Here is a 26,409-nt window from a genome sequence, read left to right on the forward strand (position 1 = left end):
CTAATCTTCACTTTATATTAATTCACGTTTTATTTTAACATAAGAGCATTCACGAATTCCTCTTGAAATGTCTTTTGTGTAGAGAGCTCGATGTGTTCAGCGATCAGAGCTAAGCGTTCTGCCCTCTCCATTTCTGCCATGGAAAGTAGAGCAAGTTGTGCGCCATTCCCTGCGGCGTTTCCTATCGATTGAATAATTTCAGGAGATACCTGAGGTAGAAGCCCGATTTCTAAGGCACTTTCTTTCTTAATATAATTGCCGAAAGCTCCTGCCAAATGAATTTGATTGAGCTCTTCCGCCCCGACTCCTAAATGATCAAGAAGAATTCGGACCCCTGCAAGGATTGCCCCTTTGGCGAGCTGGAGCTCTCGAATATCCTTTTGCGTAATGGTAATATCCTCACCAGTAGCGGTGTCTTCCTTCCACGCGAGGATAAATTCTCGGTTTCCGTCTACCTCGCGAATTCTCGATTGCAATAATAGTGGAAGTTTTTCCTTCTCACTTTCTAAGTGAATCATTCGGCCTCGCGAATCGATAATTCCTGCTTTCAGCATTTCCGCAATCGCATCGATAAGACCCGAACCACAGATTCCTCGCGCTTTTTCCTGGCCGATGATCCCAAGTTCAACATCGGAGGTGATCAGTACACGCTCGATTGCTCCCTCTGCAGCCCGCATACCATGCTTTACCCCAGCTCCTTCAAAGGCGGGACCAGCAGCTGTCGAACAGGTGAGAATTCGTCCCTTTCCGACCAAGACCATTTCTCCATTCGTCCCGATATCGACCAGCAGATGAATTCCTTCGAGCTGATCAGCCTGTGCTGCGAGCATAACACCTACTGTATCCGATCCAACATATCCGGCGATAATTGGTAAAACGCTTACAATCCCGTTACCAAGGATTTGAAGCCCTAACTCAGAGGCTTTGACGGTAACTAACTGACGAAATCCTGGGATAAACGGTGCTGGGGCGAGATATGTCGGGTCGATTCCAAGAAACAAATGACTCATCGTAGTATTCCCCACTACAACGGCTTGGTAGATTTCATCTCTTTGAATCGCTTGTTCTTCACAGAGACGGGCTATAATTTGATTGAGACCACCAATGACTTGAGTTTGTAACTGGTTTAGCCCTCCGGGCTGATCAGAAGCATAGGTAATTCGTGTGATAACGTCAGCGCCTGCTCCTTGCTGGGGATTCGTTAATGCTCCCCGAGTAACGACCTTTCCCGAGTTTAGGTCTAATAAATACACCACTAGGGTAGTCGTGCCGATATCGATAGCAAGCCCGAAGGATCGTGCTTGGGTATGACCTGCTTCAACAGCTAATAATTCATCTCCAGCAGTAACCGCTGTGACCTGAAAAGAGGCTTGACGCAAAATTCGTGGTAATAAGGAGGCGATTCCACGGTTGAAATGAAGGTTCAAATCGGATTCAGGCAACGCCGCTAAGAGACGCTCCCAATCTGAACGCTGATCTTCAATATTCGGAGTACTTACCTTTAAAGCGTGCTTCTGAATTCGAGGGGAGAGTGAGTGGACTCCCTTCGTTACTTCAAGCTTTGTTTTTCGATCATACACATCTTTTTGTTCATTCAAGTGAACGACCCTATCTGAATCCACTGTCCGTTTACAGGCGAGTACCCAACCCTCTGCGATTTGCTCTTCACTTAAGAATTTCTTTTCGGTATCTAAGGGTTCTGTGCGGTCTTCGAGAGAAAGCTGGACCCGACATTTTCCACAGGTCCCTTTTCCCCCACAGGCACTCTGGACATGTACTCCAGCAGCAATCGCAGCCTGGAGGATGCTACTCCCTACGGAAACTTTCCCAACTTTCTGTGAGGGTAAGAAATTCACACTCACCATTCTTTCCTCTTCATGTTTTCTTTCAGTCATCTCCAATTCCCCCTGCCTTATAAAGTATAGAGAGACGACCGCAAAAATCTAGCAGCCGTCTCGTTCTTTTACAATCGTTTTACTTGTAAGATTATTCGGTAAATAATTGCGAAACCCTCTTTTTCCAAGGTCTCTTCCCCGTAATTTTGGTATTATACCTTCGAAAATCCTCTCAAATACCTCTGCTTTAATTCTTCAAACCTTTGCCTACCCCTTACATAAGAAAAGACCTCCCCATTAAATTAGCAAAGCTGAACAATCGAGTAGCTAGGTTGGGGCCGCTTTCACTGCCCCAACCCATTTGAATTATCATGAGAATACGCATCCTCGAGAACCAATTAGAAGCGTTGATTACTTCACAACAAACACTTTTTCTGCGACTTTTACAGCATCACTAGCACTTGAGCCAAAATAATCGGCACCAACGTAGCCTTTTACGAATTCATCCACGTAGTTCCCACCAATGAGAATCGTAGTGCTTAGTCCTTCGGCTTTAAGTGCTGCTATGGTGGTCTTCATCGCTTCTTGACAGCCTGTAAGCAGTACACTCATTCCCACTAAGGGAGCGTTCGATTCTTTAATCGCTTCGATAAATTTCTCAGTAGGGACATCGACTCCGAGGTCAATAACATTATAACCAGCCCCTTTTAGGAGCATAACCACAATATTTTTCCCGAGGTCATGAACATCTCCTTTTACAGTTCCGATGACGATACTTCCTTTGTGTTGCTCATCCGCACCGCTTAAATGGGGTTCCAGCTCGGTCATTGCTTCGTTCATCATTTCCCCACAAAGAATCAGTTCGCTGAGGAAATAATCTCCCGATTCAAAACGTAGCCCTACTTCTGTCATCCCTTCTTGGAGCTTACTAACAATCTCTAAGGGTGGGGTACCAGCAGCGAGGCGTTCTTGAACTAGGGATACGATTCTATCATCTTCCAATTCCGCAATGGCATTGGCTAAGGCATCGGCTAACTTTGCCATAGGTTGATCACTCCTCTATTCAAGTAATATCTCATATCTGCTATTCCGTAATGTTGGTTTCCGAAAACCAGACTCAAGTAAGTTCTGTTCTACCGGTGTACCCACCACCATAGATAGATATAGGCAAACGCATCAAGTTTTTCCCATTCGTTTTTAATGAGCGTTTCATTTCCGGTGAGGGGGCCATACTCTTTTAAATTCTGCTCCCATGGGAGACAAACACCTGGTGGTAATCCTTTGATTTCTTGTGTTTTTGCTTGATCTGACATTCTTATCCCTCCTCGGTTATCATCCATTACAAGCCTAAGTTTACATCGATATGTGGATACTTTAGTACACTCCGAACTCGCGAGTCGCCTCGACCAAAGCAACAACATTTTCTACTTTCACGTCGGTCTGCATAACACCTGCGGTGTCAATTATGAACCCACCATCGGCCGCATAATTATTAAGTAGGCGTTTAACGTATTCGCGTACCTCCTCTGGTTTTCCATAAGCCATCAAGGTGTTCGGTACATTTCCACTGATGCAGAAGCGTCCTCCGAATACCTCCTTTACTTTAGCTATATCGGTCTGATCACAATGGAAAACAATACTATTATCCGGTAATTCTGCGATTTGTTCCAAGTAAGGAGTCCAATTTCCTTCAGCATAGAAGAGTGTTCGCTTACCATGAGCCCATAGTCCCTCAAGGAGTTTCTTCAGGCTTGGCCAATAGAACGTATCCCATTGTTTCGGATTCAAGAAGGGATAGCTTCCGCGATGAAGTGGCAAGAATGTCGGAAGCAAAGTATCTCCCCCTGATGTGGCTAAAGCATAGAACATATTATGCGGAACTAAAACGTCCATTGCTGCAAGGACTTTATCTGGCCGCTTCCGTAAATCCATCATGATTCCTTTGAGACCTCGGAGAGTATCTCCTAACGTATCAAATGGCGCTTTGACCATACCAGATCCACCCATCGGCATGCCATATTCCTTAGCCCAATGTGCGGAAGCTTGTTGATTTGCCCCATTGGCCATGACCATGGCGGCAGAGCCCTTGATTAAGGAAAGATTAGCACGGAAAGAACCGGGTTCGGAAAACTCCTCATGGAGACGTGGTAAGTAGGTATCAAGAATCCATTGGGTTGGATTTTCGATAAACGCATCGTAATCTTCAGGAACCATATATTCTTCTTCAACAAATTGAAACTGTTGATTAGGATCGAGTTGACGTCCCGCAAATTTAAGATACTTTGCCCCAACTGCATCGTGCAAGGAACCCCACCATAAACTGGGTGTTCCTCCTATCACATCCATATCAAAATCGTCGAGTATCTTATTCACTGCGGCGATGTTCTTGTCCAGATCATAGTAAATTTCTTGAAGTTCGAATCCTGCATATTTAGCCATAAATTCACTAAGTTGTAAGCGAATCGGAACCTTATCCGGTTTTTCACCATTTAAAGCAGTAGTATAGCGGGTTAACCTCTCTTGATATAACATCTCTTTGTTACTCGCCATTACGGCACCCCCTGTCTTTCTTTCCATTGTCTTCTTAATATATACCAATCTTTAAATTAACTTATGTTTTTTTAGACTTCCCTCCTTTTTTTGTCTAATTGTATAGACAAATCCGCAATATTAACTTACGATAGAGTACAATTAAGTTCGCAAAAGTAAAAAAGGAAAAGCCATCGGTAACTCCGAAAAGGTAAGTGCTGAAGCAAACCAAAAAGGAGTTGTTAACCGATGGCTTACCCAAATTCTACCGTACCTTTTGAAAAAATGCTAATGAAATTTGTAACCGAAGAAGATCCCATGCAGGCTATGTTAAAATGGCTCTGCGAAAGGCTGATGGAAGCAGAAGTGGATGCAAAGCTAGGTGCTGAAAAATCAGAACGGTCTACTGAACGTCAAGGGTATCGATCAGGCTATCGCGTTCGCCGTTTCGATACCCGGATGGGGACACTGTATTTAATGGTACCCAAACTGCGAAATGGCGGCTATATCCCTTTCTTTGTGGAAGGTAAGAAACGTTCTGAATTGGCCTTGATGAATGTGATTCAAGAAGCCTATGTTAATGGCGTATCCACCCGTAAAATAGAGAAACTCACTAAGTCCTTAGGCATTGACTCCATGTCACGAAGTCAGGTATCAAGCATCGCTAAAGAACTGAACGAACAGGTTGAAGCCTTTCGTAATCGAAGTCTCGATAAAGTCTATCCCGTACTCTGGGTGGATGCTCTCTATGAGAAAATCCGAGATGATCGAAGGGTCAAAAATATGGCAGTGCTGATTGTAACGGGTATTGATCTAGAAGGCAAACGAGATATTCTGGCCGTAGAGCCCATGCCAGAAGAGTCCACAGCAACCTACACCAGTCTCTTCGAAAAGTTAAAGTCACGAGGACTAGAGAAAGTCTGGCTGGTTGTCTCAGATGCCCATAAAGGGTTAGTTAAAGCTGTTCAAGAGTCCTTTATCGGGTGTTCCTGGCAACGCTGTAAAGTGCATTTTATGCGGAACATCCTCGCTCATATATCCGGTCGAGATAAGCAAGCGTTTGCTAATAAACTAAAGCAAATCTGGCTTCAACCAGACTATAGCAGTGCAAAGAAATACGCTAATTCTCTGATGGATGAGTTTGAGGCCAAATATCCTGAAGCCATTAAAACTCTGGAAGAAGGGTTGGAAGACTCACTACAGTTTTTCAGCTTTGCAGAGATTGATTCAAGAAAGATCGCGTCAACCAACCTGCTGGAAAGACTCAACCGAGAAGTACGTAGAAGAACCCGGGTGGTTGGGATATTCCCAAGTATGGATTCCTATATTCGGCTAGTAACCAGCTACCTTATTGAGTATAGCGAAGACTGGTGCAGTGGCCGATCCTATATCAATCCAAAAATCATCACTTCGATTGAGCAGGAACGTTCAAAAGCTGCGTAAGCCTTAATCATTAATTCAGAAAAGCATGACGCTCGGCGCTAGCCAAGCAAACTCTCTTTGATTTAGGGTTACTCTTTGGGGTGAAAGAGACTTTGCCGTCTTCAAGCGTTTTGGTAGGGTGCACGTGTCAATGGGATGATGCCGAGCATATCCTCGGCCTGACGGCCTCCGGTATCCCTCGCATCACCCTTGACACTCTTCCCAACTTACGCTTTTACATAAAACATTTAGCCTTAAGGGGTTCTGATGGTTTTTGCGAACATTTCTTGACACTATCTAACTTACTTTGCCACAAGGCGTCAATACAAATTATTAAATATTATGAAAATTATAACCACTAAGTACAAGGCACAAAAAAAAGTGGCTGTTTATAAGCAACTTGCTCATAGACAGCCATTGGCAATTATTTTTCAGTCCAGCCTTCTAAGGAGGATGTATATTACTTGGCAACTTCCACTGTCTTCATATTCTCCTTCGCCACGGACAACATAAGCTTAATCCGATTTAACTGATTGACCTCACTCGCTCCTGGATCATAGTCGATAACTGCAATGTTGGAGCGAGCATAGGAACTTCTGAGCTCTCGAACCATCCCTTTACCTATGATATGGTTCGGTAAGCAACCAAAGGGTTGCAAACAAGCGATGTTCATTACTCCACTGTGTAGAAGCTCAACCATTTCCCCGGTGAGGAACCAGCCTTCACCTGTTTGATTAGCGAGGGAGAGATGCTCTTCAGCGCATTTCGCGATTTCTTCGATCGGTTTGGGTGCTTCGAAACGCCGGCTAGCGGAAAGTGCCTTCTTCATATCTTTCCGGTAGGCATCCATGAATTTAATTGATATCATCCCATTGAACATGCTTCGGAAGCTACCTGAGAGGAGATCGAATTTCGCCTTATGGCAATAAGCACAGTACATAAGGAAATCAATTAAGTCCGGAAGGACAGCCTCAGCTCCTTCTGCTTCCAAGAGTTCTACAAGGTTGTTATTCGCTGTCGGATGATACTTGACGAGAATTTCTCCGACGACGCCGACCTTAGGTTTAACGAGAGTTTCATGAATCTCAAGTGTGTCGAAGTCTTTAACGATGTTGTAGATGTTTTCCTTAATTTGCTTCTTGTCACCACGCCGGAGGGCATCTTGGCATTTTACTACCCATGAATCGTAGAGCGCATTGGCCGAACCAGGGACCTTTTCATAAGGGCGTACTCTGTAGAGTACTCTCATGAGAAGATCTCCATAGACCAGCCCCCAAAGCAGGTCAGGAAGCATTTTCATGGTAATCTTAAAACCAGGGTTTGCTTCTAAGCCAGAAGCATTAAGAGAGATGACGGGAATCTGCTCCATTCCTACATCCTTTAAGGCTTTTCGGATAAAGGCAATGTAATTGGTCGCCCGGCATCCACCACCGGTCTGTGAGATCAATACAGAGGTATTTTCCAGATCGTATTTTCCAGATTTCAGAGCCTCAAGAAGTTGTCCTACAACAATGATCGTTGGGTAACAGGCATCATTATGAACATGCTTTAAACCTTCATCAATCGCCCCACGGTCAACCGAGGGAAGAACCTCCATCTTATAGCCCGCTTTTTCAAAGCCCGTCTTTAAGAACTGGAAATGAATCGGGGCCATCTGCGGAGCAATAATCGTATGGGTCTTCTTCATTTCTTCAGTAAAGACAACCCGCTCTTCTAAGTCGTAAAGCTTTTCAGGTATGAAGTTTCTTTTATCCCGCTCACTCATCGCTGCAAGTAAGGAGCGCACGCGAATTCGAGCCGCGCCCAGATTAGTAATCTCGTCTATTTTCAAGACGGTATAGATTTTGCCATAACGCTCTAAAATTTCCTTCACCTGGTCGATCGTCACTGCGTCAAGACCGCAGCCAAAGGAGTTCAGCTGAATAAGTTCGAGGTTTGGCTGTTCAGCAACAAAACGGGCAGCAGAGTAAAGGCGGGCATGGTACATCCACTGGTCAACGACTCGCAATGGCCTTTCGACCTTAGCAAGATGCCGGACCGCATCCTCTGAAATCACGGCGAGGCCGAAGGACTGAAGCAGTTCTGGAATCCCATGATGGATCTCAGGATCGATATGGTAAGGCCGCCCTGCTAAAACGATTCCTTTGATTCCATGATCCTCGACATAGTGTAGGGCCTCTTCCCCTTTTTCACGAACCTCTTTCTTGTACTGGTCGAGTTCGGCATAGGCCTTTTTCAGTGCCCTAGAAATCTCTTCCTTGGATAAACCTTCAGCAGGAGCAAGTTCTTCGATGAGACGCTTTAGCATCCGCTTTGGAGCATCAATGGGTAAGAAGGGCTGATAAAAGGTCACCTTTTCTTTCTCCAAGATATCCATATTCGCTCGAATCGATTCAGGATACGAGGTCACGATCGGACAATTGAAGTGATTATTAGAATCCTCATCTTCCTTCACGTTATACGGAATCGAAGGATAGAAGATTTTCTTAATCCCTTTATTCACTAAATTTACAATATGACCATGGACAAGTTTCGCCGGGAAGCATTCGGATTCTGAGGGAATGGTGTCCATTCCTGTTTCATAAAGCTTTTTCGAGGAACGTCCAGAGAGAACCACCCGGTAACCTAAATCCGTGAAGAATGTAAACCAGAAGGGATAATCCTCGTACATATTCAGTACACGGGGCAAGCCAATGATACCCCGAGTCGCTTGATCTTCTGGGAGGGGCTTATAGTGGAATATCCGCTTATACTTAAATTCATATAAGTTTGGAAGGCTCACAGAGACTTTTTCTTGTCCGGCTCCCCGTTCACAACGGTTCCCTGAAACGAAAGAAGCTCCATTCGAGAAGTGCTTCAGGGTTAAGAGGCAATTATTTCCACATAAGCCACAGCGTTTCATAGACGTTTCCAGGGAAAAGCCCTGCAATTCCTCCTCAGTCAATAACTGAGTTTCATATCCATCTTCATATCGTTCTTTGGCAATCAATGCTGCCCCGAAAGCTCCCATAATCCCAGCGATATCTGGTCGCACAACCTCACGACCCAGTAACTTCTCGAGGGAACGCAGAACTGCCTCATTGTAGAAGGTACCCCCTTGAACAACGATCTTCTCGCCAAGTTCTTCCGTATTGCGGAGACGTATGACTTTAAATAAAGCATTTTTGATAACGGACATAGAAATCCCAGCAGAAATATCACTCACGGAAGCGCCTTCTTTTTGCGCTTGCTTAACTTTAGAATTCATAAATACGGTGCAGCGTGTACCGAGATCAACTGCCTTTTTAGACTCTAAGCCCAAGCTGGCAAAATCCTTGACGTCCATATTGAGAGAAGTAGCAAAAGTCTCAACAAAAGAGCCACACCCAGAAGAGCAGGCTTCATTGAGCATAATGGAGTCAATCACACCGTTGCGTATGATTAGGCTTTTCATATCTTGACCGCCGATGTCTAGGACAAAGTTTACTCCAGGTAAGAAAAAGTCAGCCGCTTTAGCATGGGCAACGGTCTCAATCTCCCCAATATCAGCTTTTAGAGCAGCCTTGATAAGATGCTCCCCATACCCGGTTACCGCAGAATTTACGATGTAAGTCTTAGAATTGAGCGTAGAGTACATTCCCTTTAACGCCTCTATTGTCGACTCAAGTGGGCTTCCCATGTTGCTCCCGTAGTAGGAATAAAGTAAGCCTCCTCTACCATCAATCAAAGCAATCTTAGTTGTAGTGGAGCCAGCATCTATCCCTAGATAGGCATTACCTGTATAAGTCAGTGGATCCACTCGTCTCACTTGATGGCGAGCATGTCTTTCTTTAAAAGCTTGGTACTCTTCGTCATTCGCGAACAGAGGTTCAGCTTTAGTATCATCGTCCTGTATCACATCATGGATGCGTGGAACAAGCTCGTAGAGAGAATACGCTGAAAAAGCCTTCTCTTCCTGGGATGATAAAGCAGCTCCAAGCGCAGCAAAATACTGCGCATCCTCAGGAAATATCGCATAATCTCCTTCAAGCTTTAAAGTCTCCACAAACCGCTTGCGGAGTTCCGACATAAAATAGAGAGGTCCACCAAGGAAGGCGACGTTTCCACGAATCGGACGGCCTTGTGCGAGAGCAGTAATCGTTTGATTGACCACAGCCTGAAGCACGGAGGCAGCGATGTCTTCCTTGGCTGCTCCTTCATTTAAGAGGGGCTGAATATCTGACTTAGCAAAAACCCCACACCGCGAAGCGATGGGATAAATTGTTTTATAATCCTTGGCTAGCTCATTTAAGCCTTCCGCATCTATCTGAAGTAAAGCAGCCATTTGATCGATAAAGGCACCTGTTCCACCCGCACATGTTCCATTCATTCTTTGCTCGATGGATTCACCGAAGTAAGTTATTTTTGCATCCTCTCCACCGAGTTCTATCGCAACATCAGTCTGTGGGATCATCTTCTTAACAGCAGTTGTCCCAGCGATTACTTCTTGTACAAACGGGATCTCTAATTTTTTGGCTAGATTGAACCCACCTGAACCAGTAATCATCATCGTGATGAGTTGCCCATTCAATACAGATTTTGCATCTTCTAGCATCGAAAGAACTGTATCTTTGATATTCGAAAAGTGCCTCAAATATTGTTTGTAAACAATGCCTTGTTCAGGACTGAGAACCACCATCTTTACAGTCGTAGAACCCACATCGAGGCCAACATTGAGCACCTTGGTCATCCATTTTCCTCCTTAGATAAATCAATTATATCTATATCTTATATATACTATAACATAATCATGGTCATAATCTAAGATATTAGACTTTTCAAAAATATAATAATTTTAATATACAAATTTATTTTTTATTATCACATTATATATTTAATAGCACTTTAAGCCCGTGATTGAGGTCACAGTAATGAAGGATTTCATGGAAATTTAAGAAAAATTTATAAGATATTCTGGTGTTTTAAGTGATTTTAGGTCGTTAATGGCAATATATCGTCTTATAGGTTAATGTGCATCGATATAGATGCGAATGTTTAATTATTCTACATCAATTGCAATTTTCCTCTTGATTCAAGAAAATGATCCAGATCTAACAGAAAGTCTGCTATAATCTGAATCACCTTGCTTCATGTGACGTTTATGAAGTTATGCTCTGCAGTTTACTCCAAGAGCCGTCCAAGTCTTTATTCCCACAATCCCGTCTGGAACTAGATTTCTACTCTTTTGGAAAGCGATAACGGCGGCTTGGGTCTTCGGTCCAAAGATGCCATCAATCTTACCTGGGCTGAAGCCGTTCGCTGTCAATAGCCCTTGAAGCTTTACTACAGATGCACCAGTTGATCCCATCTGTAAGGTTGGACATGGCTGAGATGGTGGTGGGGTCATACAGTTGACTCCGAGTGCTGTCCAAGTTTTAATTCCGACGATGCCATCTTGTACAAGACCTCTACTCCCTTGGAAAGCAAGCACCGCTGCTTGGGTCTTCGGACCAAATATTCCATCGACCTTGCCAGGGTTGAAGCCATGAGCAATCAATAGTTCTTGGAGATTTACAACAGATGCTCCGGTTGATCCCATCTGTAAGGTAGGACATGGCTGTGGTGGCGGTGGAGGTGGTGTTATACAGTTTGCACCAAGTGCTGCCCAAGTCTGAGGACCAACAATACCATCTTGGACAAGATTTCTACTCCTTTGGAAGGCAAGAACCGCTGCCTCGGTCTTCGGGCCAAATATCCCGTCTATTGCTCCCGGACTAAACCCCGCAGCTAATAATAACGTTTGTAATTGCACTACGGCTGGTCCAGTGGAACCTTGTCTGAGTACTGGGCAATGTACGGGTTGCGGCATAGGTGGCGGTACAGGTTGAGGCGGTGCTGGGATATGAATGACTTGCCCTGGAAAAAGACAATTTGGATCCGTAATTTGTGGATTTAACCTTAGAAGCTCTTCAACTGTCGTATGAAACATACAGGCGATATCAAAAAGAGTTTCGCAGGGTTTTACAACATAAGTCAATGAATACACCCCTTTCGTTTAGATTCCGTATATCCTATGCAGGTCAGTAAGAAATGCTAAACATAAAGGGGAAATAATTTAAGATCTCATTGCAACGCGAAATTATTTTCCTTTAAAGAACTAAGATATCGATGCAAGCTTTTTAATACTCTCTTAAACTGTAGAGAGTGGATTGTAGAGATATTAACCACATTAGAAAATGCTCGAGGTAGTACCCCGTTAGGTTCGAGATCGATGGAGTAAGTTACCTTTGTCATTCCATTCCCAAGAGGGGTGATAGTCCAATTACTCTCTCCGAGAACGACCCCAGCATAGTACTGAACATCCACCCTATTTGGTGGATTTAAAGACGTCGTCGTGCAACGAAACCAGCCACCAGAAGCCCATACTTCAATTTTAGAACCCAGTTTGTTTTCATTCTCCTCAAGCACCTTAACCTTGACGCCACGGGGCCACCAATTCTTATATCCTGGGATGTCCGCGAGTACTTGGTAGATGAGTTGTGGCGAAAAAGGGTATTCGTAAGCATCACTTGCAATAATCCTTCTCATTAATTAATCCCTGTCCTTTTCAAAAATTAAGATTCTCTTTGAATATCCGTTTCGACCGAATCGCGTTTTAACGTTTTTTGTGAAAGCAAAAAGCCTGTAACCCCTATCGCGACAAGGAGTAGAATAATCCGTAGCCATAAAATCTTAACGAAAAACATCACAGAAATTCCTATTGAAAACCACAAAAAGCTAACGGAAATTACCTTTGCGCGAAGAGGAATACCTCGTTTTTCGTTATAGTCGAGAATATAATGCCCTAACCATTTGTTGTTGATAAGTCGATGATATAATTTTTCGGAGCTTCTCATATAACATGCCCCACTCAAAAGAAGAAAGGGCGTCGTCGGTAGTACCGGCAAAAAAATTCCTATGAAACCTAAGGCGATGCTTAGAGTTCCTACTCCTATAAGGAACGATTTGATAACAGAATTCATGGCATCTCCCTCCCTAGTGATGATTATAGCGAACTTACAACGCCAAGAATAGCCGTCATTATAAAACCCCTCAGAAATTTTGAGTTTCCGAGGAGTTCTCCACAATCACGCCAACTCAAATAATCCTGTTAATTCTTCTTCAGTGAGTTTAGACAAGAACGTCTCTCCCGGATGGATTACGGATTGGATGAGCTCCTTTTTCTTCTCTTGTAGGGCGTAGACTTTTTCTTCAATTGTTCCTTGAGTGACGAGTTTTATGACCTGGACCGCGTTTTTCTGTCCGATTCGATGGGCCCGATCAGTTGCTTGATCCTCAACAGCAGGATTCCACCAGGGATCGAAATGAATCACCATGTCAGCACCAATGAGATTTAAGCCTGTCCCCCCAGCTTTTAGAGAGATCAAGAAGACTTTCCCTTCTCCAGCATTAAAGGACTGAACCATCTGTAAGCGGTCTAAAGCCTTAGTCGCACCACTAAGATAGAAATGCGCGATTTTTTCCTTCTGCAGGTGGCTTTGGATTATGTCAAGCATGGAGGTGAATTGTGAAAAGACAAGAATTCGATGTCCACTTTCCAATGCATCACCAACGATTTCTTGAAAAAGAAGCATTTTTCCACTTTCCCCAGTATAATCCTCCAAGAACATAGCTGGATGAGAACAAATCTGCCGAAGCCTGGTGAGGGCTGCTAGGATTTTGATATGGCTCTTATCAAATCCAACGGCCTGGATTTCCCGAGCGATGTTCTTCTTCGTCTCTTGAAGAAAGGCCATGTAAATCTTCATTTGTTCCTCGGTCATCTGAGCCGTCATTCGAGATTCTATCTTATCTGGTAATTCCAGCAAGACCTCCTTCTTGAGTCTGCGAAGAATGAAGGGAGTCACATGTCGGCTCAGCTCTGCAAGAGGAACAGGGTCTTCCCCCTTAATGACAGGGATCTCAAACTTTTTGCGGAAGTTCGTGTGAGATAAAAGATAACCCGGCATGATAAAGTTAAAGAGTGACCAAAGTTCGGAGAGAGAATTTTCAATCGGAGTCCCGGTCAAAGCGAAATAGCCCTTAGCATTAATATGTTGGACGGATTTTGCATTAATGGTTTGAGGATTCTTTATTTGTTGAGCTTCATCCAGGAAACAATACGAAAAATTGAGTTCGGTATAAATATCGGTATCCCTTCTGAGTAAAGGATAGGACGTCACGACGAGATCCCAATTTTCCATATCAGCTAACAAAGTCTGCCGAATCTGTGGAGTTCCATCGACGACAAGTACACGGAGCTCTGGAGTGAACTTTCGCGCTTCTTCTAGCCAATTATAGACCAAGGACGTGGGTGCAACGACCAATGCTGGGCGAGTCTCAGAAGACTTCTCTGATAGGACAAAGGCCAAGACCTGCAAGGTCTTTCCAAGTCCCATATCATCAGCGAGAATCCCTCCGAGGCCATAAGAAGCTAGAGTCTTAAGCCACTTAAATCCAGTCTTCTGATAATCCCGCAAGATAGTCTGAAGCTGGGCAGGCACTTCAAATTCTCCGTCATGAGGCTCAAGGATACTTTGCACAAGGTGTTTAAACGCTTTATTCCGCTGAATCCCTGGTAGATTCGCTTGACGAAGATAGTTTTCGATATAAAGCGCTCGGTATTTCGGTAGAGTTAGCTCCTGCTTTCCTAGATCTTCTGCACTTAAATCCAAATTTTCTAGAAGTAGTGCGATAGACTCGAGTTCGGGCTGATTGAGATCAAGAAACGAGCCATCCTTCAAACGATAATACCTCTTCTTAAGATTGAGCGCCTGAAAAATTTCAGATAGCTCCGCATCCTTCAAGTCGTTATACTGGAAGGATACCTCGAGCAAATCTAACGTTTCATCGAGTCGAATTCGTCCTGCAAAGGAGACAGAGGATCGAATCGTAAGCTTAAAATCTTCTGAATAATACAATTCAGCTGACTCTTGTAACTTTGGAAGATAGGAGCGAGCAAATTGAAAGATCTTCTCATCGTCTTCAAGGTGAATTTTCCCTTGTGTGACGCTAAATTCAGCCCGTTCAAGAATACCGAGGATTCTTCGTTCCTCTTCACTATTTCGGATCAGGATGCGATCTTCTGGTGAGGGTTTATCCAAGTGAGAATTTCCTAGCGCACCAAATGGATTAATAAGAATCTCTCCATAATGGAATTCTACTCGGGCACTGATGCCGTTCTCTGCACCCTTTTCCCTTCCTCTTTCGAAGAAGATTTTAGTAAGCAAGGTCTCGCGAGTAAATTTCGTTGCAAGATTTAAATCGATTTCCACTTTACCGATTTTTTGAATGGATGGAAGTGCTTCTGAGACAAAAAATTCTCGTTTTCCTGAAGGCAAAATAACGGTGTTGGATAAGCCTTGACGGAGTGCCTTGAGAATGGCTGGAAGAATCTCCTGCTGAGCAGGTGTAGCGAGGAAAATCTCTCCGTAATAGATAAAATACTGCCCATCGGGAGTTAACTGCAAAGGGAACTGCTCTGAAGCTAAGGTCAGCGCAATATCCTGTTCGGAAGCTTGAAGAGAGAATTCGAGAGGAAGTCCTCCACGATTGACACAAGATAATGAAGGATGCATAGAGCCCGCATCTAGAACAATAGCTTTGTTACCGAGTAGGTCTAGGAACTTTTTCAGATAGAAGCCTGTCAAGGGAAGAGTCTTCTTAGGAAAGCTTTGAATATTGGAGAAGGAACTCTCCATTTCCTTCCATGCCAAATGCTGATCATACATTTCCATGAGCAAATCAACAACGGGCTTATCTTCTTCTCTAAAGGTCTGGCGAAACGGCTCAAAGGTGAATTGTTTGCCGAATTCCAGAGACTCCCCTATCTTTAAGCACCTCAACAATTCACCGATATCCTTAACTACATAAAGACGCTGCAAACCTAGCCTTAAAGATAGGTTCACTGAAGCATGGTAGCCCGTGATAATCTGGAGCTGTAGTTCAAGATTCAGTTCGTCCCGAAAGGGTTCTGTTGCATTGTTTTCAAAAAAAGATAATAATTCTTCAGCCGCTATGTTTTGCGCTCCTTTATTAAGTGGCGAAGACGCTCCTTTATCCTGGATGGCCTTAAGGACTGCGACGATGTGTTTACAGCCACCAAAATATCGGCTGAACGCTGGGCATGTACACTCATAGCTTCGGACAGAGCCGACACGCGTTAAGTCTATCTCGACATGATAACGTCTATTCCCCGTTACATAAGCCTCCACGCGTCGTTTATCCGGTTCATAACTCAGCTCATTAACGCGTCCACCGTGATAATATGAAATCCCGAGTTGATAAGCCATTTGATGGCTTGCGATGGATTTAATTTCGTTATTTGAAATATCCACTTGGATCATAGCGTGACTTACCCCTTCTCTTTCAGTCCCAATCTTTCCAAATCTCCGGCTGATAACCGACAGTAGCCTTTTTCCCACTCCGAACAATGGGAGTCTTGTAAAGCTTTGGGTGATTCAGAAGTAGCTCTTCTCGAATGTCACTGCTTCTAATCTGGTCTATATTCAGTGTTTTATATTCTTTGGCCTCTTTATTCATGAGGTCATTCAAATTCACTGAGGATCTAACACTCATGAGTTCCCCTTTACTGAGCCCTTTTTCGTTGAGATCAATAAATTGGAATTTTATATTTCGTTCCTTAAAATAACGTTCTGCTTTTTTGGTATCAAAGCATTTCTTCACACCAAAAATTTGAATATTCATGGCCTGATTCCTCCCGGTCAATCTGGTACTGGATACGTCAAGATAGAATTTTGCCTATCTACTTAGCATATCATAAGGACTAGGGTTACGTCTAATTGTCTCTCAGAAAAAAGAAGAAACCTCCTAGTAAAATATTACTAGAAGATTTCCGTGTTTTCGCTCGAGTCGTAAAAAATCCTGAGTATTAATTCAATACCCCTACCCCTTCAGCAAAGCTAAAAAGCGTTAGTGAGAACGAACTCCTCATAACTTCTTCGCAATTGAGCTGTCATAGAATCCGATTTTAGAGAATTAAAGGGTTTCAAATGATTTTCAACATTCCTTACAGGGAGCAGCCCCATTAAAGCATTTGTTAAGAAGACCTCGTCTGCTCCTTCGAGATGAGCACGAATAAAGCACCCTTCTCGAACAGGAATACCGAGTCTTCGGGCACACTCTATCACAATAAGTCGGCGTGTTCCGGGCAAGCATCCGCATTCGAGTGATGGGGTGTAAAGAACTTCGTTCTCTACGAAGAAAAGATTGCTAACAGTCCCCTCAACGAGATATCCCTTTGTATTAATCCAGATCCCCTCCCGTGCTCCCTGGTTTGTGGCCTCATTCTTGGCGAGGAGATTCTCAATGACATTGGTGGATTTGATATGTACACAAGGAGAATATTCATTTCGAGGATGAGTTAGGATACAGATGCTCACACCATCCTGATAGTCTGCTGCAGTATAAGGAATGGGCCGAACGTGATGAATTAACTGTGAGGAAGGTTCCTTCCGTGCTGCACCTCCACTCAAGGTTACTCGAAGCGCATAGGGCTCGAAACTCTGTTCACTCTTGACTATATCCCTGATTTTTCCCAACCAAATTGAGTACTCAGGAAGGGTGAGCTTCAATGCCTCTGCCCCTCTTTTCATGCGCTCATAATGAAGTTCTGGGACTTCTATCTGTTCCTCTGTAACGCGGAGCGTTTCAAATACCCCATAACCGTATAATACAAGTCGATCGTTGATGTCGATTGTACTCATTTGAGCCGTCCTCCCAAGACCTCGGCGAGAGCTCTTACCTTCTGTAATGATTCTTCGTATTCAGCCTCAGGGATGGAATCCGCTACAATTCCACCTCCACCATGAAAGTAAGCTCGCCCATCTTTGAGAAGAAGGGTCCGAATCACAATGTTTAAGTCCCAACTCTTATCATAGCCAATATAACCAAGGCTTCCCGTGTATATTCCACGTTTATAGGGTTCAAGTTCTTCGATGATTTCCATTGCTCGTATTTTCGGAGCACCGGTGATTGATCCCCCAGGAAAAATTGCTTTAAGAATTTCACTAGGGTTTAATTTGGGTTTGAGCGTCCCTACAATGGTCGAGACAAGGTGCCAGACGGTGGGGTAGCTTTCCAGGCGGATGAGATCCGTTACTCGGACGGAACCATAGGTACAAATTCGCCCTAAGTCATTACGTTCCAGGTCAATAATCATGGTGAGTTCTGCACGATCTTTGATACTTTCACTCAGTTCCTTGGCCAAAAGCTCATCCTCATCTTCGTTCTTTCCTCGGGGCCGTGTCCCTTTGATGGGACGGGTTTCTATTAACCCTTCGGAGTGAATACGGATGAAACGTTCCGGTGAACTACTAAGAATCTGAAAGTCCTCATAGGGTAGATAAGCCGCGAAGGGTGCAGGATTTCGTTCATGAAGTGCTTTATATATGGTAATCGGATCCTCAGTACAGGCAACTTCAAAGCGTTGGGTCAGGTTAGCCTGGTAGATATCTCCTGCGTAAATATAGTCGATGACCCGTTGTAAATCGTCTAGATACTTATCCTTTTTGACACTATTTGTGATTGTACAATGTTTTGAGCTTTCAGCCGAAGAACTAAGAGTCTCTGGACTTATTGGGTAAGAGTTGCTGTCAGTTTCGTAATCTACATAATCTGCAATCAGTCTCTCGATTCGTCTAATACGAAATTCTGCAACTTCTGAAATACACTTCCCTGTGTCGGACATACCACAAGAGAGAACATGATAGCGTGATAATTCATGATCGAAGACTAGAATTCCATCATACCAAGCAAAGCGCCAAAGGGGTAAATTTAAATCCTTCGATGCGTTCTGTGGCAATTTTTCAAGTTCGTCTTTTAAGTCATAGCTAAAAAACCCGACTGCCCCTCCAACAAAGGGAAAAGGAGTTGGATTATCTACATAGAAACGCTCTAATAGTTCATCGAGTACAGTAAGTGAAGTTTTGGTCTCACGTGGTATTCTATCGTCTCGAAAGACCTCAGGCCAGCTGAGGTCCACATATTCAGAATACGCGCTTGCGTATAGGAAGGGAAAGGCTCCCATAAAGGAGTACCGTCCAAGGGAACTATAGCCCTTACCGCTATCTAAAAAGAAGGGTTGAGGACTTTCTTTGAAAGCCTCCAATAGTTTGATCGGAGGGAGAGTTAAGGGTAACTCTTTTATAATCCATGGAGAATTAAGCAATCGTTGAGCCTTCCACCAGTCACGGGCATTATCGACGGCATTCTTTAGCAAAGCGTGTCCTTTTTCCGTTAATATGGCCTCTGGGTGAAATTGTACTCCCTCGACTGGAAGTTCCCGATGGCGAATTCCCATAATCTCACCATCCTCTGTTTCCGCTGTGATGAGGAGATCCTCTGGGATGCTCTCTCTACTTAGAGAAAGCGAGTGATAACGGGTTACGGAAAGTGGGTGGGGTAAGTTCTTGAAAACCCCTTGCCCATCGTGCTTTATCTTAGAGACTTTGCCATGGACTGGGTTTTTAGCCCGAACAACCTGGGCTCCAAAAACTTGCCCAATCCCTTGATGCCCTAGACATACTCCCAAGATCGGTACCTTTCCTTTAAAGTAATCGATGGTCGCAAGGGCAAGTTCTGCATCTCGAGGGGCACAGGGTCCTGGAGAAATGACGATGAGCTCAGGCTTGAGTCTTTCGACTTCTTCGATAGAGCATTCATCACGCCGTCTTACGATAACGTTCTCCCCTAATTCCCCGAAGTATTGGAAGAGATTAAAGGTAAAGGAATCGAAATTATCAAGGATAAAAATCAAATAAGAACTCCCCTCTCACAATGAGCGATTAATACAATTTTAGATTAAGATGGGATATCTAGTGTTCAGAAGAATCAATATAATTCTATAAGATTCGATTATTATCCTTCTTAACTTCTGATTTAAAATAAAAAAAGCAAGAAACTTCCCTGAATAGGGCGAAACTTGCTAATGGAGTAAGATCATATTAAAGGTGAGAGCCAAGCTTATAGCATTAAGACCTTATATTTTTTCTAGTTATGCTCTAAGTCGTCCTTCACTTTTTAGGATTAACTTTTGGATATTATCCTGAAGGCTCGAAGCATATATCATCTCTAACCAGGAGAGATAATTACTGATATCCCGTTGGTCTTGCTGACTTAGTTCCATGTAAGCAACCAAAGACATATACTCCGTCTCATAGAGTAGAGATGAGACAACCGTTTCGGCAAAGGTCTCAGCCCAGTCCGCGCAAGACATTTCTAACTCATCAAAAAGCTTATGGTGTAAATTCGCAAAACCTGGAGGTAATATGTTTAATTCCTCAGTGATTTGATAATGGAGGATGTGGACAAACGAATGAAGAATTGCCACCAGCGGATGCTCTGTCTCTTTCTTCGATTTGAAAAGTCCAAAGCAATGAAGTCTAGGAATGGATAAAACAGAACCACTTTTCACAGAAAAGTTCAAGATGGGTATAAGGATAGGTTCCCTGGTCACACCTTTAAAGAAGATTGGATATTTTTCTTTCAGCAAGGATAAGGCAAATTCCACCTCCTTAATCGGGAGATTGTGGACGTGGCTCTCCCTCTCTTCATTGGTTACTTGGGATAAGACTTTCAAGAGTTCTTGGACTTCACTTTCGAAAAACGAGAAACGCGATGTCTCAGGTAAACTTCCGAGGACATAGCTTACCCAAAAAGCTAGTGAATCTTCTGGTGGAATAATTATATATGTACAACGTGCCCTATAGTATTTGAATTGAAAGTCCTCGGCATTCTGCCTAAGAAATAGGATAAAGTGTTCAAGTGCATGCTTGTCCACATTTTTAAAGACATCGACTGCTTCTTGAAGCAACTGAATGGCTTCGGAGGGCTTTCGGATGGACTTGAATCTCTTCTGATAATTAATCCATTGCTTATTCTCAGGTTGGTTGTCAAGAACCTTCTTGTTCTTCCTGAACATTAATATCACATCCTAACAAGGCTTATTTAATTGAAGATTCTATAATAAGGGATCAAATACCTTGGTAAAATTTGTCTATTCGTCTTGGTATAAGAGAAATGCTGGCGTAAAAATAGCCAAGGGAACTTAGCGAAAATCGCAAATTCCCTTGGCTAGCAATATAACTAAAATAATACTTTCTACTCTACAAAAACAGTTTTTCTTATGTTAACTAGAGAAAGTTACTATTCCTGTTGATTAACTTGTTGCATTTCATTTGCCACTATGTTTATCTCAGGTTTTTCTACATTACTCTCAGCAACAGTAATAATTGCATGATCCACCAAATATTGAGCAGCCTTTTCTGCTTTTAAATCGAATAGGACTTTCTCCACGAGTGGACCAAGGTTCTTTCTTGTATTTTTCTTGTTTAAATCTACAGCCATTCCGATATTCATTGCGAAGGCCTCAATCCCAATATCTAGCTCCTCTTCACTTACCTCAAATCCCTTTTCTTCTATGACTTTTTCTAATACGTAACTCGATTTTGTCAGGTTTGTAGCGTCTTCCCATATCTGCTTTTTAAGGGTATCGACGTTGCTATTCATCATTTGAAGATAAAGTTCAACGCTTCCCCCCTGGTCTTCCATTTGCTTAGAAAACTGTTCAAGCATTTCTTTGGCATGTTGCATCACTATGAATCCAGGAACGGACAACTCACACCTTTCCAATAGGGCTTTAACGGCTGCTTGCTTCTTCATATTTGAAGTATTCTGAGTAGTCATTTCCTGTATCTTTTTCATAGTTAGTAAACGTAATTCTTTTAAGTTATTCACTTTGCCAATGTCCTGTGCAAATTGGTCATCTAATTCTCTGAGTTGAATATTTTCAACATTTTTTACAGTTACTTTGAAGAGAGCACTTTTGCCAGCTAATTGTACCAGCGTGTGGTCTTCAGGGAAACTAATTTCGATCTCCAACTTATCACCTTTTTTTACTCCCACCAATTTATCCTCGAAACCTGAAAAAAATGTGTCCGAACCAAGCACCAACTTGTAATCTTCTTGTCCATCAAAAGGGACGTCTTCCATTGTGCATTTATAGTCGATGGTTACTGTATCCCCGAGCACGGCAGGTTCATTCGTTTTTGCGATGACTATTTTATTTTGGGAACGCAAACCTTGCAAATAGTTCTCGACATCTTCATCAGTCACTTCTTTAGCCTTTTGCACTTGGATTTCCAAACCTTCAAGCTTCCCAAGAGTAACCTCAGGCTTAACTGGAACGCATACCTTTACAATCACTGGTTTTCCTTTTTCTACATAACCCACTTCAATATCGGGTTCACCAATAGTGTTAAGTCCCAACTCCCTAATGGCTGCATAATATTCATCAGGTACAATGAACTCAAGGGCATCTTCAAGAAATATTTCTTGGCCATGTTTCGCTTCCAAAATTGCTCTCGGTGCATTCCCCTCCCGAAAACCAGGAACGTTATAATTTTTAACATTCTTTTTGTATGATTTTTCAAGGCCTTCTTCAATCTTAGCAGCTTCAATTATAAACTCCAAGTAAGCTTCACTGTTCTCTACTTTTTCTAAGGTTGCGTTCATGAGTTCATACTCCTTTATATAAATTATTGATTTATTGATAAAATTCTTATTAGAAAAATTACATATTATTTCATTAAGAATCTTAGGGCACTTTACAGTCGAGTAAGGACTTCCCCCTAGGACTCTATGCTCTCGAAAATACTCATTACACTCCTACTATTTCGGGGTCTAGAAGAATTACTCCTCCTTTCCCTGCAATTATTTGTCAGTAATGTGAATACATTCAGGTAGAATTGACACGAAATATATTTCAAATCAATAGTAAGGTTTTGGATGGGGTATTCAGTTTACTTACTATATATTTTTTCAACATCCTCCAATCAAAAAACTTCAGGATTGCACTATTTGAACGATAGTAATCTTACTAAGAATAAATAAAAAAAATCTTTCGAAGTGATCTGTATGTATTTTGAAATATAGCAAGAAACATGCCAACACGAGATGCAACCTGAATATCCTGCTACTCCCCACTTCTGCCATTTTCTCTCCTTTCTACACATTCTAAAATCTTTTCTTTTTGAGTTTAATTTTTTCATATTGAGACAAGTAACGATTTTCATATTAATGTTGTTTTAGCCCTGGAGGACTTAACTTCCGTGTTCGAGATACGAAATGATATGGGATATCATTTCGGCCAAGCCGCTGTGCTGGAGAGAGAGACTTCGCGGCGCCACGAAACAGTCCGGTGGACTGTTTCGGCCACACGGCAAACTGTCAAAGGAATACTATCGCCGTGTGAGCCGAACGGGTGGAACCGACCCCAAAGAATCATGCACACTCCCGTCGTTCTTTACGCAGTAAAAAAGCAAAAAGACCATCTAAAATAGACGGTCTTTTTGCACTTACCTGGCAACGACTTACTTTCCCAGGACCCTGCGGTCCAAGTATCATCAGCCCTGGAGGTCTTAACTTCCGTGTTCGGTATGGGAACGGGTGGAACCCCTCCGGAATAATCACCAGATCTTTGAAGTTTCAAGCTCCTTTCGGAACCCTATTCCCTCAAAACTGCACAGATGTAATGTCTTAACTGTAATTAAGATAATTGTCTTCCTCACTTAAGATTGAGCCCAAAGTGAGTGAACCGCTTGTTAGCGTTTGTTAGGTCAAGCCCTCGACCGATTAGTACCCGTCAGCTCCACGCGTCACCGCGCTTCCACACCGGGCCTATCAACCTGATCATCATTCAGGGGTCTTACCAGCTTATGCTGTGGGAAATCTCATCTTGAGGTCGGTTTCGCGCTTAGATGCTTTCAGCGCTTATCCGCTCCGGATATAGCTACCCAGCTGTGCCTCTGGCGAGACAACTGGTACACCAGTGATCCGTCCAACCCGGTCCTCTCGTACTAGGGTCAGATCCTCTCAAATTTCCTGCGCCTGCGACGGATAGGGACCGAACTGTCTCACGACGTTCTGAACCCAGCTCACGTACCGCTTTAATGGGCGAACAGCCCAACCCTTGGGACCTACTACAGCCCCAGGATGCGATGAGCCGACATCGAGGTGCCAAACCTCCCCGTCGATATGGACTCTTGGGGGAGATAAGCCTGTTATCCCCAGGGTAGCTTTTATCCGTTGAGCGATGGCCCTTCCACTCGGTACCACCGGATCACTAAGCCCGACTTTCGTCCCTGCTCGACTTGTTGGTCTCGCAGTCAAGCTCCCTTTTGCCTTTACACTCTACGCGCGATTTCCAACCGCGCTGAGGGAACCTTTGGGCGCCTCCGTTACTCTTTAGGAGGCGACCGCCCCAGTCAAACTGCCCACCTGACACGGTCCTCAACCCCGATTCAGGGGTCTAAGTTAGAACTTCAGTACAAAAAGAGTGGTATCCCACCGGCGACTCCACCAAGGCTGGCGCCCTAGCTTCTCTGTCTCCCACCTATCCTGTACATTTTATACCAAAATCCAATGTCAAGCTACAGTAAAGCTCCATGGGGTCTTTCTGTCCTGTCGCAGGTAACCCGCATCTTCACGGGTATTACAATTTCGCCGAGTCCCTCGTTGAGACAGTGTCCAGATCGTTACGCCTTTCGTGCGGGTCAGAACTTACCTGACAAGGAATTTCGCTACCTTAGGACCGTTATAGTTACGGCCGCCGTTTACTGGGGCTTCAATTCAAAGCTTCGCTTGCGCTAACCTCTCCTCTTAACCTTCCAGCACCGGGCAGGCGTCAGCCCCTATACTTCTCTTTTCAGATTGGCAGGGACCTGTGTTTTTGTTAAACAGTCGCCTGGACCTCTTCTCTGCGGCTCTTCTTTCAAAGAGCACCCCTTCTCCCGAAGTTACGGGGTCATTTTGCCGAGTTCCTTAACGAGGGTTTTCTCGCGCGCCTTAGGATTCTCTCCTTACCTACCTGTGTCGGTTTGCGGTACGGGCACTCTCTTGCTCACTAGAGGCTTTTCTTGACAGCTTGGAGTCGGTTACTTCGCTACTTATTTTCGCTCCCCGTCACCTTTCAGGCTTCTCGCGAGGCGGATTTTCCTGCCTCACACCCTACGGGCTTGGGCGTGCTCAACCAACGGCACGCTTAACCTATCCTTCTGTGTCACCCCATTGCTCAAACGCTTAAGAGTGGTACTGGAATCTCAACCAGTTGTCCATCGCCTACGCTTTACGCCTCGGCTTAGGTCCCGACTTACCCTGGGCGGACGAGCCTTCCCCAGGAATCCTTAGGTTTACGGCGGGTGAGATTCTCACTCACCTTTTCGCATACTCATACCGGCATTCTCACTTCTAAACGCTCCACCATTCCTTACAGAACAACTTCGCTGCATTCAGAACGCTCCCCTACCCCTGTACACTGAGTGTACAAGCCATAGCTTCGGTGATACGCTTGAGCCCCGTTACATTTTCGGCGCAGAACCACTCGACCAGTGAGCTATTACGCACTCTTTAAATGGTGGCTGCTTCTGAGCCAACATCCTGGTTGTCTGTGCAATTCCACATCCTTTTCCACTTAGCGTATACTTTGGGACCTTAGCTGATGGTCTGGGCTGTTTCCCTTTCGACTATGAAGCTTATCCCCCACAGTCTGACTCCCGATCTAAATTATTGGCATTCAGAGTTTGATAAGGTTCGGTAACCCGGTAAGGCCCCTAGCCTATTCAGTGCTTTACCGCCAATAATCATCGATTCGAGGCTAGCCCTAAAGCTATTTCGGGGAGAACCAGCTATCTCCGTGTTCGATTGGCATTTCACCCCTACCCACAGCTCATCCCCTGCCTTTTCAACGACAGTGAGTTCGGGCCTCCAGTAGGTTTTACCCCACCTTCACCCTGTCCATGGGTAGATCACACGGTTTCGGGTCTACAGCATGTAACTTGTCGCCCTGTTCAGACTCGCTTTCGCTCCGGCTCCGGCTTCTCGCCTTAACCTCGCTACATACCGTAACTCGCCGGTTCATTCTACAAAAGGCACGCCATCACACCTCAAGGGTGCTTTGACTGCTTGTAAGCGTACGGTTTCAGGTTCTTTTTCACTCCCCTCCCGGGGTGCTTTTCACCTTTCCCTCACGGTACTAGTTCGCTATCGGTCGCTAAGGAGTATTTAGCCTTGGGAGGTGGTCCTCCCGGTTTCCCACGGGGTTTCTCGTGTCCCGCGGTACTCAGGATACCCTCACAGAATGTCTTCCTTTCGCCTACAGGAGTGTTACCTTCTTTGCTCGATCTTTCCAGATCACTTCGGCTAGAAATCCATTCTTAAAAGAGGGTCCTACAACCCCGATCCCCGAAGGGGTCGGTTTGGGCTCTTCCCGTTTCGCTCGCCGCTACTCAGGGAATCGATTATTCTTTCTCTTCCTCCGGGTACTTAGATGTTTCAGTTCCCCGGGTTGTCTTCGTTAACCTATGGATTCAGTTAACGATATCCAGATATGACTCTGGATGGGTTGCCCCATTCGGGTATCCACGGATCAATGCATGCTTACTGCTCCCCGTGGCGTTTCGCCGCTCGCCGCGCCCTTCTTCGACTCTTAGCGCCTAGGCATCCACCGTACGCCCTTAATAGCTTGACCAAACGTCCCGCCACATTAGGTTCTCAGATGTTTATCCTAATTTACAGTTAATTATTTTCTCTGTGCAGTTTTCAAAGAACA

General features: G+C 44.1%; 15 protein-coding genes and 2 rRNA genes. 1 reads left to right on the forward strand and 16 read right to left on the reverse strand.

Going from position 1 to position 26,409, the window contains the following annotated elements:
• Positions 1-29: 29 nt before the first annotated feature.
• From ACZ42W_RS11640 to ACZ42W_RS11655, 4 genes are all read right to left on the reverse strand, one after another.
• Positions 30-1,895, reverse strand: coding sequence for an ASKHA domain-containing protein (locus ACZ42W_RS11640; protein ID WP_464165525.1), 1,866 nt, complete (start codon positions 1,893-1,895; stop codon positions 30-32).
• 351 nt (positions 1,896-2,246) lie between these two features.
• Complete coding sequence (locus tag ACZ42W_RS11645; RefSeq protein WP_464165526.1) at positions 2,247-2,879, reverse strand: cobalamin B12-binding domain-containing protein; 633 nt, start codon at positions 2,877-2,879, stop codon at positions 2,247-2,249.
• Between the two features lie 89 nt (positions 2,880-2,968).
• The gene (locus tag ACZ42W_RS11650) at positions 2,969-3,148 is read right to left on the reverse strand and encodes a hypothetical protein (RefSeq protein ID WP_464165527.1); all 180 of its coding nucleotides are present in this window, start codon (positions 3,146-3,148) and stop codon (positions 2,969-2,971) included.
• A 61-nt stretch (positions 3,149-3,209) separates the two neighbouring features.
• Positions 3,210-4,385 (reverse strand): uroporphyrinogen decarboxylase family protein, encoded by a 1,176-nt coding sequence (locus ACZ42W_RS11655; RefSeq protein WP_464165528.1) that lies wholly within the window; start codon positions 4,383-4,385, stop codon positions 3,210-3,212.
• A gap of 228 nt (positions 4,386-4,613) precedes the next feature.
• On the opposite strand from ACZ42W_RS11655, the gene ACZ42W_RS11660 reads away from it, so the two are divergent.
• Positions 4,614-5,807 (forward strand): IS256-like element ISDha1 family transposase, encoded by a 1,194-nt coding sequence (locus ACZ42W_RS11660; RefSeq protein WP_011459365.1) that lies wholly within the window; start codon positions 4,614-4,616, stop codon positions 5,805-5,807.
• Between the two features lie 439 nt (positions 5,808-6,246).
• On the opposite strand, the gene ACZ42W_RS11665 is transcribed toward ACZ42W_RS11660, so the two are convergent.
• From ACZ42W_RS11665 to ACZ42W_RS11720, 12 genes are all read right to left on the reverse strand, one after another.
• Positions 6,247-10,494, reverse strand: a complete 4,248-nt coding sequence (locus tag ACZ42W_RS11665; protein ID WP_464165529.1) for an acyl-CoA dehydratase activase-related protein — start codon at positions 10,492-10,494, stop codon at positions 6,247-6,249.
• A gap of 417 nt (positions 10,495-10,911) precedes the next feature.
• The gene (locus tag ACZ42W_RS11670) at positions 10,912-11,781 is read right to left on the reverse strand and encodes a PGRP and LysM peptidoglycan-binding domain-containing protein (protein ID WP_464165530.1); all 870 of its coding nucleotides are present in this window, start codon (positions 11,779-11,781) and stop codon (positions 10,912-10,914) included.
• A gap of 86 nt (positions 11,782-11,867) precedes the next feature.
• Positions 11,868-12,332, reverse strand: a complete 465-nt coding sequence (locus ACZ42W_RS11675; protein ID WP_464165531.1) for a type II toxin-antitoxin system RatA family toxin — start codon at positions 12,330-12,332, stop codon at positions 11,868-11,870.
• A 26-nt stretch (positions 12,333-12,358) separates the two neighbouring features.
• Positions 12,359-12,766, reverse strand: a complete 408-nt coding sequence (locus ACZ42W_RS11680; protein WP_464165532.1) for a YbaN family protein — start codon at positions 12,764-12,766, stop codon at positions 12,359-12,361.
• Between the two features lie 105 nt (positions 12,767-12,871).
• Complete coding sequence (locus tag ACZ42W_RS11685; protein WP_464165533.1) at positions 12,872-16,129, reverse strand: DEAD/DEAH box helicase; 3,258 nt, start codon at positions 16,127-16,129, stop codon at positions 12,872-12,874.
• Positions 16,130-16,151: 22 nt separating this feature from the next.
• The gene (locus ACZ42W_RS11690) at positions 16,152-16,490 is read right to left on the reverse strand and encodes an arsenate reductase family protein (RefSeq protein WP_464165534.1); all 339 of its coding nucleotides are present in this window, start codon (positions 16,488-16,490) and stop codon (positions 16,152-16,154) included.
• A 215-nt stretch (positions 16,491-16,705) separates the two neighbouring features.
• Positions 16,706-17,509 carry an aminotransferase class IV gene (locus tag ACZ42W_RS11695; RefSeq protein WP_464165535.1) on the reverse strand — a complete coding sequence of 268 codons (804 nt, stop codon included), beginning with the start codon at positions 17,507-17,509 and terminating at the stop codon, positions 16,706-16,708.
• Positions 17,506-19,560 carry an aminodeoxychorismate synthase component I gene (gene pabB / locus ACZ42W_RS11700; protein ID WP_464165536.1) on the reverse strand — a complete coding sequence of 685 codons (2,055 nt, stop codon included), beginning with the start codon at positions 19,558-19,560 and terminating at the stop codon, positions 17,506-17,508. Before pabB ends, ACZ42W_RS11695 begins: the two co-directional genes overlap by 4 nt.
• 237 nt (positions 19,561-19,797) lie before the next feature.
• Positions 19,798-20,724, reverse strand: a complete 927-nt coding sequence (locus ACZ42W_RS11705; RefSeq protein WP_464165537.1) for a hypothetical protein — start codon at positions 20,722-20,724, stop codon at positions 19,798-19,800.
• A gap of 224 nt (positions 20,725-20,948) precedes the next feature.
• A complete protein-coding gene (tig, locus tag ACZ42W_RS11710; RefSeq protein WP_464165538.1) occupies positions 20,949-22,316 on the reverse strand; it encodes a trigger factor in 1,368 nt (455 codons plus the stop codon).
• Positions 22,317-23,160: 844 nt separating this feature from the next.
• Positions 23,161-23,277 (reverse strand): 5S ribosomal RNA (gene rrf, locus ACZ42W_RS11715).
• 138 nt (positions 23,278-23,415) lie between these two features.
• A 23S ribosomal RNA gene (locus tag ACZ42W_RS11720) occupies positions 23,416-26,328 on the reverse strand.
• Between the last annotated feature and the right edge of the window lie 81 nt (positions 26,329-26,409).

This window comes from Desulfitobacterium elongatum, assembly GCF_055378975.1.

Excerpts from the sequence above, each read along its gene's own strand:
- ACZ42W_RS11640 (WP_464165525.1), bottom strand. The coding sequence starts at position 1,895 with ATGACTGAAAGAAAACATGAAGAGGAAAGAATGGTGAGTGTGAATTTC.
- ACZ42W_RS11645 (WP_464165526.1), bottom strand. The coding sequence starts at position 2,879 with ATGGCAAAGTTAGCCGATGCCTTAGCCAATGCCATTGCGGAATTGGAA.
- ACZ42W_RS11650 (WP_464165527.1), bottom strand. The coding sequence starts at position 3,148 with ATGTCAGATCAAGCAAAAACACAAGAAATCAAAGGATTACCACCAGGT.
- ACZ42W_RS11655 (WP_464165528.1), bottom strand. The coding sequence starts at position 4,385 with ATGGCGAGTAACAAAGAGATGTTATATCAAGAGAGGTTAACCCGCTAT.
- ACZ42W_RS11660 (WP_011459365.1), top strand. The coding sequence starts at position 4,614 with ATGGCTTACCCAAATTCTACCGTACCTTTTGAAAAAATGCTAATGAAA.
- ACZ42W_RS11665 (WP_464165529.1), bottom strand. The coding sequence starts at position 10,494 with ATGACCAAGGTGCTCAATGTTGGCCTCGATGTGGGTTCTACGACTGTA.
- ACZ42W_RS11675 (WP_464165531.1), bottom strand. The coding sequence starts at position 12,332 with ATGAGAAGGATTATTGCAAGTGATGCTTACGAATACCCTTTTTCGCCA.
- ACZ42W_RS11680 (WP_464165532.1), bottom strand. The coding sequence starts at position 12,766 with ATGAATTCTGTTATCAAATCGTTCCTTATAGGAGTAGGAACTCTAAGC.
- ACZ42W_RS11685 (WP_464165533.1), bottom strand. The coding sequence starts at position 16,129 with ATGATCCAAGTGGATATTTCAAATAACGAAATTAAATCCATCGCAAGC.
- ACZ42W_RS11690 (WP_464165534.1), bottom strand. The coding sequence starts at position 16,490 with ATGAATATTCAAATTTTTGGTGTGAAGAAATGCTTTGATACCAAAAAA.
- ACZ42W_RS11695 (WP_464165535.1), bottom strand. The coding sequence starts at position 17,509 with ATGAGTACAATCGACATCAACGATCGACTTGTATTATACGGTTATGGG.
- ACZ42W_RS11705 (WP_464165537.1), bottom strand. The coding sequence starts at position 20,724 with ATGTTCAGGAAGAACAAGAAGGTTCTTGACAACCAACCTGAGAATAAG.
- tig (WP_464165538.1), bottom strand. The coding sequence starts at position 22,316 with ATGAACGCAACCTTAGAAAAAGTAGAGAACAGTGAAGCTTACTTGGAG.